The 12,951-nt window shown below is 68.6% G+C and carries 10 protein-coding genes; 3 read left to right on the top strand and 7 right to left on the bottom strand.

The genetic code is table 11. From position 1 onward, the window contains the following. Window position 1: 1 nt before the first annotated feature. Together IEZ21_RS14415 and trhA are read right to left on the bottom strand one after the other, a co-directional pair. Window positions 2–1,576: an MFS transporter gene (locus IEZ21_RS14415; protein WP_189322299.1), complete on the bottom strand. Its 1,575-nt coding sequence runs from the start codon at window positions 1,574–1,576 to the stop codon at window positions 2–4. Between the two features lie 103 nt (window positions 1,577–1,679). Beyond that, complete coding sequence (gene trhA / locus IEZ21_RS14410; protein ID WP_189322298.1) at window positions 1,680–2,396, bottom strand: PAQR family membrane homeostasis protein TrhA; 717 nt, start codon at window positions 2,394–2,396, stop codon at window positions 1,680–1,682. Window positions 2,397–2,737: 341 nt separating this feature from the next. Here trhA and IEZ21_RS14405 point away from each other — a divergent pair, with 341 nt between their 5' ends. The 3 genes from IEZ21_RS14405 (at window position 2,738) to IEZ21_RS14395 (ending at window position 7,286) form a co-directional block, all read left to right on the top strand. After that, window positions 2,738–4,582 (top strand): phosphoenolpyruvate carboxykinase (GTP), encoded by a 1,845-nt coding sequence (locus tag IEZ21_RS14405; RefSeq protein WP_189322297.1) that lies wholly within the window; start codon window positions 2,738–2,740, stop codon window positions 4,580–4,582. Window positions 4,583–4,827: 245 nt separating this feature from the next. Beyond that, window positions 4,828–5,553 carry an HNH endonuclease family protein gene (locus IEZ21_RS14400; RefSeq protein ID WP_213089296.1) on the top strand — a complete coding sequence of 242 codons (726 nt, stop codon included), beginning with the start codon at window positions 4,828–4,830 and terminating at the stop codon, window positions 5,551–5,553. A 329-nt stretch (window positions 5,554–5,882) separates the two neighbouring features. After that, entirely contained in the window at window positions 5,883–7,286 is a 1,404-nt protein-coding gene (locus IEZ21_RS14395) for a cation:proton antiporter (protein WP_189322296.1), read from the top strand. Window positions 7,287–7,501: 215 nt separating this feature from the next. Here the strand turns inward: IEZ21_RS14395 and IEZ21_RS14390 are convergent, their stop codons facing one another. From IEZ21_RS14390 to IEZ21_RS14370, 5 genes are all read right to left on the bottom strand, one after another. Then, the gene (locus tag IEZ21_RS14390; RefSeq protein ID WP_189322563.1) at window positions 7,502–7,849 is read right to left on the bottom strand and encodes a DUF190 domain-containing protein; all 348 of its coding nucleotides are present in this window, start codon (window positions 7,847–7,849) and stop codon (window positions 7,502–7,504) included. A gap of 228 nt (window positions 7,850–8,077) precedes the next feature. Further along, window positions 8,078–8,662 (bottom strand): hypothetical protein, encoded by a 585-nt coding sequence (locus tag IEZ21_RS14385; protein WP_189322562.1) that lies wholly within the window; start codon window positions 8,660–8,662, stop codon window positions 8,078–8,080. A 4-nt stretch (window positions 8,663–8,666) separates the two neighbouring features. Continuing rightward, window positions 8,667–10,223: a substrate-binding and vWA domain-containing protein gene (locus IEZ21_RS14380; RefSeq protein WP_246567726.1), complete on the bottom strand. Its 1,557-nt coding sequence runs from the start codon at window positions 10,221–10,223 to the stop codon at window positions 8,667–8,669. Next, a complete protein-coding gene (locus IEZ21_RS14375; protein ID WP_189322295.1) occupies window positions 10,220–11,395 on the bottom strand; it encodes a toxic anion resistance protein in 1,176 nt (391 codons plus the stop codon). The genes IEZ21_RS14380 and IEZ21_RS14375 overlap by 4 nt, the downstream gene beginning before the upstream one ends. 13 nt (window positions 11,396–11,408) lie before the next feature. Beyond that, on the bottom strand, window positions 11,409–12,482 hold the full coding sequence (locus tag IEZ21_RS14370) for a substrate-binding domain-containing protein (RefSeq protein ID WP_189322294.1): 1,074 nt from the start codon (window positions 12,480–12,482) through the stop codon (window positions 11,409–11,411). Between the last annotated feature and the right edge of the window lie 469 nt (window positions 12,483–12,951).

Here is a 12,951-nt window from a genome sequence, read left to right as displayed (position 1 = left end):
GTCATTGTCCGCCATCGGACTCGGTACGAGCCATGATCGGAGCCTCGCCCTCCGCGGCCCTCTCGGCCTTGGCGGGCCGTACGTTCGGCAGCAGCGCCGCCGTCAGCAGGGCGGTCACGAGTGCCGCGATGCCGCACACCACCAGGACCGCGCCCATGCCGTCCACGTACGCGGCGTCGGCGGAGCGGGCGAGGCCGGGCAGGCCGAGCCGCTCGGCGACGGCGTGCGCGCCGGTCAGCGACTCGCGCGCCGCGTCCGCGGCCTCGGCAGGGAGGCGCGAGGTGTCGATCCGGTCGGCGTAGGCACTGGCGACCAGGCTGCCGAGCAGCGCGATGCCGATCGCGCCGCCCACCTGGCGCAGCGTCATCAGCAGCCCCGAGCCGCTGCCCGCTTCGTCGTGGGGGATCCCGCCGAGCGCCGCGTCCATCGCGGGCACCATCGCGAGTCCGAAGCCCAGTCCCGCGATGGTCAGCCAGAGCGCGGTGAACCCGTAGCCGCTGTCCGCCTCGGTGCGTGAGCCGAGCAGCGCGGCGAAGCACAGCACCGCCAGACCCGCGGTGACCACCGGGCGGGGCCCCACGCGCTGCACCAGGGGGGTGCTCGCCCGCGCGGCGACCATCAGGCCGCCCATCATCGGCAGCAGCCGCAGCCCGGTGCCGAACGCGTCGCTGCCGCCGACCTCCTGGAGGTACGTCGGCAGCATGAACAGCAGACCGGAGAAGACGAAGGTGCCGAGCGTCGCGGCCAGACTGTTGAACAGGAAACCGCGGTGCCCGAGCAGTTTCAGGTCGAGCATGGGCCGCACCGCCCGGCGCTCCCGTACGACGAGGGCGGCGAGCATAGCCGCGGACAGCGCGAACGAGCCGACGACCAGCGGGCTGCCCCAGCCGTGCTCGGGCGCCTCGATGATGCCGAAGACCAGCGCACCGAGACCGATCGCGCTGTACGCGGTGGACAGCACATCGACGCGTGGTGATGCCGGGTCGCGGGACTCCGGCAGCAGGAACAGACAGGCGGCGACGCCGATCGCGACCATCGGGATGTTGATCAGGAAGATCGAGCCCCACCAGTAGTGGTCGAGCAGCAGCCCGCCGACGAGCGGCCCGAGCGGCATGCCTGCGGCCATCGAGGCGGTGACGGCGGCGACTGCCTTACTGCGCTCCTCGGGCCCGAACATCGACGGCAGCACGGACAGCCCGAGCGGGATCACCAGCGCGGCGCCCACGCCCATGACCGTACGGGCGGCGATGACCAGCTCGGGCGTGGAGACGAGGGTGCCGAACAGGGCGCCGGTGAGGAACACCAGGAGCCCCGCGATCAGCATCCTGCGCCGTCCGAAGCGGTCACCGAGCAGTCCGGCGGGCAGCATCAGCGCCGCGAACACGACGACGTACGAGTCCACGATCCACTGGAGTTCACCCGTGCTCGCCTCCAGCTGCTCGGCCATCGTCGGCAGCGCGACGTTGAGGATCGTCAGGTCGAAGCCGAGGACGAGCATGCTCGCGACGAGAGCGCCGAGGGCCCACCAGCGGCGGGGGTCGGGCTGGGTCTCGGCGTGTGGAGTGACAGTAGCCATGAAATGAGAGTAACTCTCAAAAGATGCTGTCCGTCAATGAGTGGGCACGCAAAAGTGGCCGCGGCTCGAAAGCCGCGGCCACTCAAAAGTGAGATCGGAGGAGCTACCCGTGCTGGTAGGCCACGATCGAGATCCCGACGTAGTGTGCGACGAACGCCGCGAGCGTGAAGGAGTGGAAGACCTCGTGGAAGCCGAACCAGCGCGGTGACGGGTTGGGGCGCTTGAGGCCGTAGATCACGCCGCCCGCGCTGTAGAGCAGGCCGCCGACGATCACCAGGACGAGGACGGCGATGCCGCCGGCGCGCATGAAGTCGGGGAGGAAGAAGACGGCCGCCCAGCCCATCGCGATGTAGCAGGGGGTGTAGAGCCAGCGCGGGGCGCCGACCCAGAACACCCGGAAGAGGATGCCCGCCGCCGCCGCGCCCCAGATGCTCCAGAGCAGCCACCGCCCCGTGGTGTCCGGCAGGAGCAGCATCGTCAGCGGTGTGTACGTCCCCGCGATGATCAGGAAGATGTTCGCGTGGTCGAGTCGGCGCAGTACGCCGTCGGCCCGCGGGCTCCAGTCCCCCCGGTGGTAGAGCGCGCTCACGCCGAACAGCAGGCAGGCGGTCAGGACGTAGATCCCGCAGGCGATGCGGGCGCGCGTCGATTCCGTGAGGGCGGTCAGGGTCAGGCCGGAGACGACCACGGCCGGGAACATCCCGGCGTGCAGCCAGCCCCGGAGCTTGGGCTTGTCCGGGTGCGGCAGGTGGGACAGCGCTGCGGAGACGCGGTCGGCGACCGGCGAGTCCGAGGGCGCGTCGGGGACGGACGCAGTCATAGGGCGAATCGTACCTACGGAACCGTAAGTACTGAATCAGTTCGGTCAGGTGGGAAGCCTCAAGTGGCCATCGTCTCACCGAGGTTTGAGGGTCAGGTGAAGCAGCCCGCTGTGACGATTTAGGGGCGAAGCGGACAATAAACGGTGAACCCCGAGGGGAATCGCGTGGTGATGGTCACGCTTGCTCAGGTGTGAGGCGCTCTGGACATATGCGCGAACCCGTCGGATGATCAAATGAGTGCGGTCGGCACCGGATGAGCGCCAATGATCCAGACGTGAAGCATCCGGGCCGCGGCCCCCAAGGGGCATTCAACAACAAAACCCCTCATCTAGGAGCAATCGTGGCGCGCGACATCGCGGCTCCCCCTGCCGTTCCCACCAATCACCAGGAACTGATCTCGTGGGTCAACGAGATCGCAGAACTGACGCAGCCGGACAACGTGGTCTGGTGTGACGGCTCAGAGGCGGAATACGAGCGACTGAGCGAGGAGCTCGTCCGTAAGGGCACCTTCAAGAAACTCGACCCGATCAAGCGCCCCAACTCCTACTACGCGGCCTCCGACCCGACCGATGTCGCCCGGGTCGAGGACCGCACCTTCATCTGCTCCGAGAAGGAGGAGGACGCGGGCCCGACGAACCACTGGAAGGACCCCGCCGAGATGCGGGCCATCTTTACCGGAGAAGGAAACAGCTTCGCCGGTGAACAGGGTGTGTTCCGCGGCTCGATGAAGGGCCGGACGATGTACGTCGTCCCGTTCTGCATGGGCCCGCTCGGCTCGGATCTCTCCGCGATAGGCGTGGAGATCACCGACTCCGCGTACGTCGCCGTGTCCATGCGCACCATGACACGCATGGGGCAGCCGGTCCTGGACGAGCTCGGCTCCGACGGTTTCTTCGTGCGTGCTGTGCACACGCTCGGGGCGCCGCTGGAGGAGGGCCAGGAGGACGTGCCGTGGCCGTGCAACTCCACGAAGTACATCTCCCACTTCCCGGAGACCCGCGAGATCTGGTCGTACGGCTCCGGCTACGGCGGCAACGCGCTGCTCGGCAAGAAGTGCTACGCCCTGCGCATCGCCTCCGTGATGGCGCGCGACGAGGGCTGGCTGGCCGAGCACATGCTCATCCTGAAGCTGACGCCGCCGCAGGGCGAGTCGAAGTACGTCGCCGCAGCCTTCCCGAGCGCCTGCGGCAAGACGAACCTCGCCATGCTGGAGCCCACAGTGCGCGGCTGGACGGTCGAGACGATCGGTGACGACATCGCCTGGATGCGCTTCGGTGAGGACGGCCGGCTGTACGCGATCAATCCCGAGGCCGGCTTCTTCGGCGTCGCGCCCGGCACCGGCGAGGACACCAACGCCAACGCGATGAAGACGCTGTGGGGCAACTCCGTCTTCACCAACGTCGCGCTGACGGACGACGGTGACATCTGGTGGGAGGGGATGACCGAGGAGACGCCCGCCCACCTCACGGACTGGAAGGGCAACGACTGGACGCCCGAGTCCGGGACCCCGGCCGCCCACCCCAACGCCCGCTTCACCGTCCCCGCGTCCCAGTGCCCGATCATCGCGCCCGAGTGGGAGGACCCGAAGGGCGTGCCGATCTCGGCGATCCTCTTCGGTGGCCGTCGCGCCACCGCGGTCCCGCTGGTCACGGAGTCCTTCGACTGGAACCACGGTGTGTTCCTCGGCGCGAACGTCGCCTCCGAGAAGACGGCGGCGGCCGAGGGCAAGGTCGGCGAACTGCGCCGCGACCCCTTCGCGATGCTCCCCTTCTGTGGCTACAACATGGGCGACTACATGGGCCACTGGATCGACGTCGCCAAGGACAAGGACGCGTCCAAGCTCCCGAAGATCTACTACGTCAACTGGTTCCGCAAGAACGACGCGGGCAAGTTCGTGTGGCCCGGCTTCGGCGAGAACAGCCGTGTCCTGAAGTGGATCGTGGACCGCCTCGACGGCAAGGCGGAGGGCGTCGAGACCCCGATCGGCATCCTCCCGACGAAGACGGCCCTGGACACGGAGGGTCTCGAACTCTCCGAGTCCGAGCTGGACTTCCTCCTCACCGTCGACAAGGACGTCTGGCGCGAGGAGGCGGCGCTGGTCCCCGACCACCTCAACACGTTCGGCGACCACACGCCCAAGGAGCTGTGGGACGAGTACCGGACGCTGGTGAAGCGCCTGGGCTGACGCCCAGTCCGTCCCTGAGCTCCGCGGCCGGTCCGATCCGTCTCGACCTGCGACGTCGTCACGGCCGACCGCAGTGAGCGCCACCCCGGGAGGCCGGGGCCCACACGTCGGCGTGTGGGCCCCGGCCTCCCGGCTGCGGGGGCCGGTTGAGCGAACCTGACGGACGACGCCAACCTTCGGCCCAATTAATCACTTTGGGCCAATTCAAATCTGCAAACTACGCATACAGGAGTATCTATTCCTGTATGGGAAAAACACACATAGACCTGTCAGGCCGCTACCGCGTGGCCATCGCCCTGGTCGCGGCATTCCTCCCCATCCCGGTCGTCCTGGCCGTAGCCCTGCTCTGGCCGGCCGCACCGGTGTCCGTGTCGGCGTCCCCCCAGCCGGCGTCGGCACGACTTCTCGGCCAGCGGCAGATGGTGCCCGAGGCGCCGTCCGCCGACGTGGTCCGTAAGGAACTCGCCGCCCTCACCGTTGAGGCTCCGCACTCGCTGAAGGGATACAGCAGGGACAAGTTCGAGCACTGGGCCATCGAGGACCGCTGGTCCGAGACCCAACAGGTCGTGATCCATCGCGATGCCAAGGCTGCCGGCCCGGGCACACAGGCCCAGGCGGCCTCACGGCAATGGCACAGTCCCTACGACGACCGGATCCTCACCGCGGCATCGCAGGTCCACGTCGATCACGTCGTACCTCTGGCCAACGCATGGCGCTCGGGAGCGGACAAGTGGAGCCCGGCGCGGCGCCACAAATTCGCCAACGACCTGTCCACCACGCAGCTCGTCGCCGTCTCGGTAGTGGCCAACAGGACGAAGGGCGACCAGTCGCCCGACCAGTGGGTCCCGCCGAACACCGCCTACCACTGCGTGTACAGCAGGGCCTGGACCCATGTGAAGTTCACCTACGGGCTCTCCGTCACCGCGAAAGAGAAGGCCGCACTGAGCTCCATGCTGGACACCTGCCCCTGACGGGTGGTGGGTAGTGCGAGCCGCCGGGAGAGCGGCTCCCGATCCGCGCGGAAGTCGATCAGCAGGTGTGGAAGGGGCTCGCCCCCCTTCTTCGCCATGGCAGCGGGCGAGCCGCTGCCATGGCGAAGAAGGGGGGCGGCTTCTCGAAGTCCGGCACGGATCAACCTTCCAGTCAACCCGGCCAGATCCGCAGTCGGCCCGAATGCCACGCCTCGGTTGCGGAGAGTCTCCACCCCTTCGCACAGTGTTATTGATCGTTGGAGGGAGTGGGTGCACCCGCGTCTCCGGCGCTCGAATGCCTGATCCCCCGATGAGCCGGAGGCAAGCTCATGTCCCTCACCGTTGCCGAAGTGGCAAAAATCCTGATCGTACTGACCGTGTTCCTGCTGGCGGCGCACCTTGGCGGTCACATATTTGCGCGGTTGCGTCAGCCTCCGGTCATCGGTGAGATCGTGGGAGGACTGTTGCTGGGGCCGAGCGCCCTCGGCCTGGTCGCCCCGTCGGTGGCCGACTGGCTGATACCGCCCTCCGGCCCCACCGCTCATGTGCTGGGCGCGGTGTACCAGCTCGGCACGATTCTGATGGTCTTTCTGGCCGGTCTGGAGATGCGCCAGAGCGGTCTGGGGGCGGAGCGCAGGACCGTCCTCTACACCACCGTCACCGGCCTGGTGATCCCGTTCGTCGGAGGCTTGGCCATTGCCCAGGCGGTCGACCCCGAAGCCCTGGCAGGCCCGCACGGATCCGCCATGAGCATCTCACTCGTCCTGGGCCTGGCGATAGCCGTGACCAGCATCCCGGTCATCTCCCGGATCATGATGGACCTCGGCATCATGGACAGCCTCTTCGCCCGGACCGTGCTCACGGTCGCCGTCGTCGAGGACGTTCTCCTCTATGTCGTCCTGGCGGTGATCCTCGGGCTCGCCCACATCCAGGCGGACACCTCCTACGGCCTGCCCGCGCTGCTCCCCGGCGACTCGATCGGCTGGGACGTGGCCTACTACGTGGGCGCCTCGGTGCTGTTCTTCGCGCTCCTCCTCGTCGGAGGCCGGGCGGCGTTCCAACGGCTCGCCACAGGTCCGCTCGGTGCGCTGGAGCGGCGCAGTCCCGCGGCGTTCCGCCTGGTGTTCCTGTTCGCGCTCTGCCTGAGCTGCATGGGCCTGGGGATCGACCCGATCTTCGGCGCGCTCACGGCAGGCATCGCCATGGCCGAGAAGAAGGACGCGAAGACGGGTTCACCCGGCCTGAGCGCGGTGCGGGGTTTCTCGCTGGCCTTCTTCGTGCCGATCTACTTCGCGCTCGTCGGCTTCCGTCTGGACCTGGTCCAGAACCTGGATCTGGTCTTCTTCGGCCAACTGTTCGTCCTTGCCTGTGTGATCAAGTTCGGCAGCGTGTGGGTGGGCGCGCGCCTGGCCGGCAAAACTCCGTCCTGGTCGACCCACTTCGCGGTGGCGATGAACGCCCGCGGCGGCCCCGGCATCATCGTGGCATCGGTGACCTTCGGCGCAGGGGTCATCAACGGCCAGTTCTTCGTCGCCCTCGTGCTGCTGTCCATCCTCACCTCCCAACTCGCCGGCGCATGGCTGACCCGAGTGCTCTCGAAGGACCCGACGTTCGTCTCCTCGGACCGGCCGCCCGTACCGGCGGAGGCCCTGGTCGGACAACAGTCGCTGCCCAGCGAACCACTCTCCGCAACGGCGGTGGCCCCACCGGAGACACGCTCGACGCCCCACTGATCCCCACACCGCCTCGGCCAACGCCGTGTCGGCGCAGCCCGCCGATCACGCCGACGACGGCGTTGGCCATTGCAAGGAACCGAGCGCGCGAGTCCGGGCCGGCAAGGTTTCGCAGGCGAACCTCGAGTACGCGATCAGCGCCCCGCAGAACTCCGTGCCGAGCAGCAGCTGTCGGCGTACACGCAAGTTGCGTCCGTACTCCGACAGCAGCCGGTTCAACTTGCGGACTCCCTGCCGACCGAGCGCATGATCTCGACCTTGTCCACGACCACCAGGCCCCCGCCCACCAGCTCGTTCAGCTCCGGCAGGAACGCCCGGATGCGACTCTCCTCATCGACGATCACCACCGCGACCGGCAGATTCTCGGTCAGCGACAGCAGCCGGGTGGTGTGGATCAGTGAGGAGGCCCCGAAACCTTCAAACCCTCGGAACACGCTCGCCCCGGCCAGCCCCGCCTTGCGAGCCCGATGAACGATCTCGCTGGCCAGCGGCTTGCGGCGCCACAGGTCCCTGTCCCCGGTGAAGACCGTCACTCGCAGCCCGCTGCTCATCGAGCAAGTCATGCCCGTCTCCGTTCGATCAGACGGCGCGTGGTCGACGCCGCCCTCCACGCCGCCATTGACGTCAGCGCCAGACGCCAGACCCACCCCGACCTGCGTCTACCAGGCACCCAGGAGTCGACAGCATAGGTAGGAAATATGATGGAACCACCCAAAACGCCGATGTCGAGGAACGGTCGACCCAGTCGGTGCATCGTGGCCACCGCCGATTCGGCCACCCTGCCGCTGAGCTCAGTTGGAACGGTCCTCCAGATACCGCGTATGTGACTCCTGGCGGCGAGCCTCCACCTCTCTCAGGCTCGCCGTCAGCTCCTCCATCTCACCCTGCAACAGCGCGAGTTGGCGTTCCAGGTGCCGCTCCGGCGGATCCGTGCCCGGCGTCAGCCGCGTCCACCACCTCGTCCGTACGTAGGCGTCCACCGCCTCCGGGACGTCCTGCCGTACGGCCCGGGACAGGGCGTGCACCCCCTCCGGCTCCTGCGCCAGGACCTCGGTGACCCAACCCGGGTCGAGGAGGGCCGTGAGGAGTTCCGTCAGTTCGGTGAGGCGGCCGGAGGCTGCGGGTGGCAGCTCGATGTCGGCGAGGTAGTCGCGTAGCTTGCCGAAGTCGTCGCGCAGTTCGTCCAGTTGGGCGGACGGGTCGGGGAAGTCCGGCAGCGGCGGGCGTTCCGGCGGGGCCAGGAGCGCGCCCGCGCCGTACAGACCCGCGACCACGACCGGCCAGTACGCGCCCGCCAGACCCGTGAACGTCAGGCCCAGGCCCGCGATGCCCAGCGCACTGCCCGTGAGGTTCTTGCGGGACTCCAGGTACGCCATGAATTTACTGGTAGCCACGGATCTCCTCGAAGGCACCGTCGAGCGAGCCCTTCTGGGCGTCGAAGAGACGGCCGCCGGTCAGTTCGGCGATGTGCTCCAGCTCGGCCCGGTCGGAGTCGCCGAAGAGGATCGGGAAGACGGGGATCTCCCGCTGCTCGCCGGGCAGCCCGGCGTAGAAGCCGTCGAAGTCCTCCGGCCCCGCCCCCACCGTGTTCTCGCCGTCCGTCATCAGCACGATCGACGTGAACGTGTCGCCATCGGCGCCCAGATGCTCGTACGCCTTCTCCAGTGACGTATAGATCGCCGTGTCCCCGGAGGCCGTGAGCGCCTCGGTGTCGCGGCGGATCCCGTCGAGACCCGTCCGCGGGTCCTCGGGCCGCACCACGTGCGTCCGTACGCTCTTGACGGCGGAGCCGAACGGCATCAGCGTCACCTCCTCACGGTCGCGGAAGTCGCCCGTCAGCGCGGTGAGCGCCTTCTTCAGCTTGCCCAGGCGGCCGTCCTCGCGCATCGAGCCCGAGGTGTCGAGGACGTACACCGTGCGCGAGGGCCGGCGCAGCTTGTTCTCGTACGCGTCCAGCAGCCCGTCGGCGACGGACTTGCTGCCGGGGAACGGGAGTTCACGGCGGCGGCTCGGGTCGAGCCACGACGCGGGCTTTACGGAGGCGACGACCGGACGGCGCCCCGTACGTTCCGTGATGTGCTGCTGGATGTCCGGGGCGCGCAGGGCGTCGGTGAGACGTCGTACGGTCTCGCGGGTGCTCTGGTCGGTGGCGGCGAGCGAGGCGAGCGGGTAGTCGGCCGTGACCACGCCGTCCTTGGGGCGGATCACGGTGAGGCCCTTTATGCCCACCAGCACCGACTCGTAGTTGAGCAGCGCGTCGACGGAGCCACGACGGGCGTACGCGGACGCCAGCCAGCCGGAGGAACCCGAGGTCAGCTCCTGCCCCTTGAAGAACTCCGCCAGCTTGGGAGTCGCCCGGTCCACATCCGCGTCCGTCAGCGCGGACTGGGCGCCGGAAAGGCCCGAGGCCACCGAGATCAGCGCGGAGAAACCGGAGTTGGAGCGGGCCGGATCCGTCATGCCGTACGTCAGATCACCGGCCGCCACCGCCTGGTGCACCTGCGACCAGGTGAGGTCCGCCGGCTTCCAGCCCAGTCGGCGTATGGTCTCCGGCTTGACGCCGATCGCCACCGGGCTGGACATGATCGGGGTCTGGGACACGACCTTCTTGGCGGCGGCCGAATCCAGGCGCAGGTAGTCGCTGGAGGCCAGCCACGCGGCGTCGTACGCGCCGTCCGCCTTCCCCGACGCCAGCCGGTCGACCGCGTCGCGCGTGCCCATATAGGTGGGGACGACCTTGATGCCGGTGGACATGGAGATCTCGTGCAGTACGAGGTCCATGTCGGACAGCTCGCTGGAGGCGAGGACGCGGAGGGTGCCCGGTTCGGCCTTTTCTGGCTGCCCGGGCTTCTCGGAACTCTCGCCGGACGTGCACGCGGTGAGCGCCAGCAGCAGGACGGCGGCCAGAGTGGTGCTGCGTATGTGGCGGACTCTCACGCGAGCCCTCCTTCCAGCGCGCCCTGCGAGCGGGAACGCTCCAAGTACGCGGTGGCCTGCTGGAGTTCGGAGGTCAGGGACTCCACCGTGGCGGCCATCGTCTCCGTGGCCTGGGCCTTGTAGTTGTCGATCGTGTCGAGCGTCCGGTAGATCTGCTGGAAGGCGCTGCGGAGCGTCTCCGCGCCGACCGCCGGGTCCGCCGCGATGCGCTGGATCTCGCCGGACTGCGTGGCGAGCATCTCCGCGTTGCCGCGGATGAGGTCCTCCGTCGTGCCGCGCAGGGCGTTGACCTGCTCGACGACCTTCTTCTGGTTGTCGAGGGCGGAGGCCAGCATCACCGAGATGCGCAATGCGGACACGGTGGTGGTGGCCGCGCGGTCGACGCCCTTGATGAGCTCCTCGTTGTTGCGGCGTACGACATCCATGGCCAGGTAGCCCTGCGCGCACACCGCGAGCTGGGTGAGCAGGTCCTGGTGCTTCTGGCGCACCGGGAAGAGGACGTCGGCGCGCAGCGTGTCGGCCTGCGCGGGATCCGTGGCCTCGACGCCGGCGATGTGCCGCTCGACCGACGAGTCCAGGGCCTGCGTCAGGACGACGTACTCCTGGAGCTTGCCCATCGTGTCCCAGAGGCGGACGCGTTCGGTCTGCAACGCGGCGTTGTCGCGCCGCAGTTCGTCCTGGCCGCCGCGCAGGGAGCCCACGATCTTGTTCAACGTGCCTTGTGCGGAGGCGTATTTGGCGACGTGATCGCGCAGCCTGTTGCCGCCGGGGAGCCTGGACAGCAGCTTGCGGCCCTTGCCCGCGGGCAGGTCACGCGGGTCCAGATCCTCGACCGTACGCCGGAGTTCGACGAGCGAGGACGATACGCGGGACTGGGCGTCCTCGCCGTTCGAGGGCAGGCTGCGGATCGTGCGGTCCAGCATGCGGTTGGACTGTGCGGACGCGGCGCGCATCTCGCCCGAGCCGAGGGCGACGATCTCCCCCAGCTTGCTCGCGAATTCGGGGGAGCGGGCGTCGAGGGCGGCGAGTGAGTCGACGTACTCGGCGGCCTTGCGGTCCATGTCCGTACGGACCGACTCGTCGACGGGTACGAGCCCGCCGGCCTTCTCCTTCGGCACGGCCGCGACGGGCTCGGGCGGAGTGAGGGTGAAGTCTTCGTTGTCGCTGGTCACTTGTTGTTTCCCCTTAGCCCCGGGCCTGACGTGCCATCTCGTGCAGCACCTTGGAGGCGGGCACGGGCGCCTGCCGGACGCCGGTCAGCTTCTGGTTGAGATACGTGGTGTGGGCGGCGGTCGCCGCCGTGAACTCCGCGCTCGCGTCCTGCGGCCGGAACCCGTGCCGCACCGCCAGCTTGCGCAACTCCTTGTCGGTGCTGAGGAGTTCACCGAGCGCCCGGCCCTCTTCGGTGAGGGGGACGACGGTGTGGTCGCTGTTGGCGGTGGTGTCCGGGTAGAGGACGATCAGGTCGTCGACGGACTGGCCCCGCATGAGCAGCGAGGCGACCTGGGACTCGTAGACGAGAACGAGCGGGTTGCCGACCCCGCTGATGAAGTCCCTGAACGTCGCGTCCGAGCTGGTCTGCTGGGCGCCCTGGACGCTGATCAGCTTGCGCATCAGGGGCGCGGTCTCGTCGACGGCCGAGGTGTCGGCGGCGACCCGGCCGCCGGCGGCGACGTACGAGGCGGCGGCGAGGTAGAGCGCACCGGAGTTCGAACTGGTCGGGTCGGTGGTGGACACGAACAGCGTCCCGGTCAACTCCCCGTACTTGTCCGCGCCCTTGAGCTGCTGCCAGGTCCTGTTGGCATGGGCGGCATCGAGATAGGCGCCCATTTTCAGAGTGCCGTTGCCCTTGTTGACGGTCGCGAGTCCGTTCGCGGCCAGCACCTCGGCGGCGTTGCGGTGCGCCACGACCACGAGGGGCGAATAGAAGGGGCGCGGCAGCGGCTGCCGTACGCCGTACTTCTTCGCCAGCTCGGCGGCGGGCGCCTGGCTGCCCGGAAACGCGAAGTCGTATCCCTTCAGATCCAGGCCCTCCATGGCCCAGGAACCCGACGTCTCCGTCTCCACGGTGTAGCCCTTTGCAGCGAGGGCCTTCACCACGTCGGGATCGGCGAAGAACTCAGCCTTCTCCGACCCGATCACTGCTCGCACGGTCTTCGTTGCCGTGCCCTTGTCCTGCCCTTCGCGGCCCGCGACGACGGCTGCTGCCACTCCGCCGATCAGGAACACCGCGAGGACGACTGCGACGATTCTTCTCACACCTGGAGCTTGCGCGCGGAATTCAAAGTTCCTCGGCGGCCAGGATGAACGGGGGGTGGCTGGCCGGTCCCGGTATCGCCCCCAGGCCGGGGGTGGGGTGGGAGGGGTTCTCTTCCCCAGGCCCGCCCCTTCCCGAAACTGGGGGCTGCGCCCCCAGGCCCCCCGCCAGGGGGTGGTGGGTGACAGTCGTGTCGCGGCTGCGGGTGCGTCGTGGCTGGTCGCGCAGTTCCCCGCGCCCCTGAAAAGCCTGCGCCTGCCCGCGCCCCGAAGACCCCGGCGCCCCGATCAAGCCCGGCGCTCCGGGAAAGCCCGCACCCCCAACGACCCGCACTTGCCCTCCGGCGGGAGGGGTCGTGGGCCGGTGCGTCGTATGCCCGTCGCTTAGCTTCGGTCTCGGAGAACCCGCACCCTGTACCAGTCCAGGGCCGTATGCCCGCCCTGCGACGGGCTGACGCACCGGCCCACGACC

The sequence above is a fragment of the Streptomyces flaveus genome, from assembly GCF_014647675.1.
Classification (GTDB): Bacteria; Actinomycetota; Actinomycetes; order Streptomycetales; family Streptomycetaceae; genus Streptomyces; species Streptomyces flaveus.
Note: the sequence above shows the minus strand (reverse complement) of the source record. Positions and strands in the feature narration are given on the sequence as shown.

What these genes read in the sequence shown, in the direction of transcription:
- IEZ21_RS14395 (WP_189322296.1), top strand. Translation starts at nt 5,883, where the DNA reads ATGTCCCTCACCGTTGCCGAAGTGGCAAAAATCCTGATCGTACTGACC.
- IEZ21_RS14390 (WP_189322563.1), bottom strand. Translation starts at nt 7,849, where the DNA reads ATGACTTGCTCGATGAGCAGCGGGCTGCGAGTGACGGTCTTCACCGGG.
- IEZ21_RS14385 (WP_189322562.1), bottom strand. Translation starts at nt 8,662, where the DNA reads ATGGCGTACCTGGAGTCCCGCAAGAACCTCACGGGCAGTGCGCTGGGC.
- IEZ21_RS14400 (WP_213089296.1), top strand. Translation starts at nt 4,828, where the DNA reads ATGGGAAAAACACACATAGACCTGTCAGGCCGCTACCGCGTGGCCATC.
- trhA (WP_189322298.1), bottom strand. Translation starts at nt 2,396, where the DNA reads ATGACTGCGTCCGTCCCCGACGCGCCCTCGGACTCGCCGGTCGCCGAC.
- IEZ21_RS14415 (WP_189322299.1), bottom strand. Translation starts at nt 1,576, where the DNA reads ATGGCTACTGTCACTCCACACGCCGAGACCCAGCCCGACCCCCGCCGC.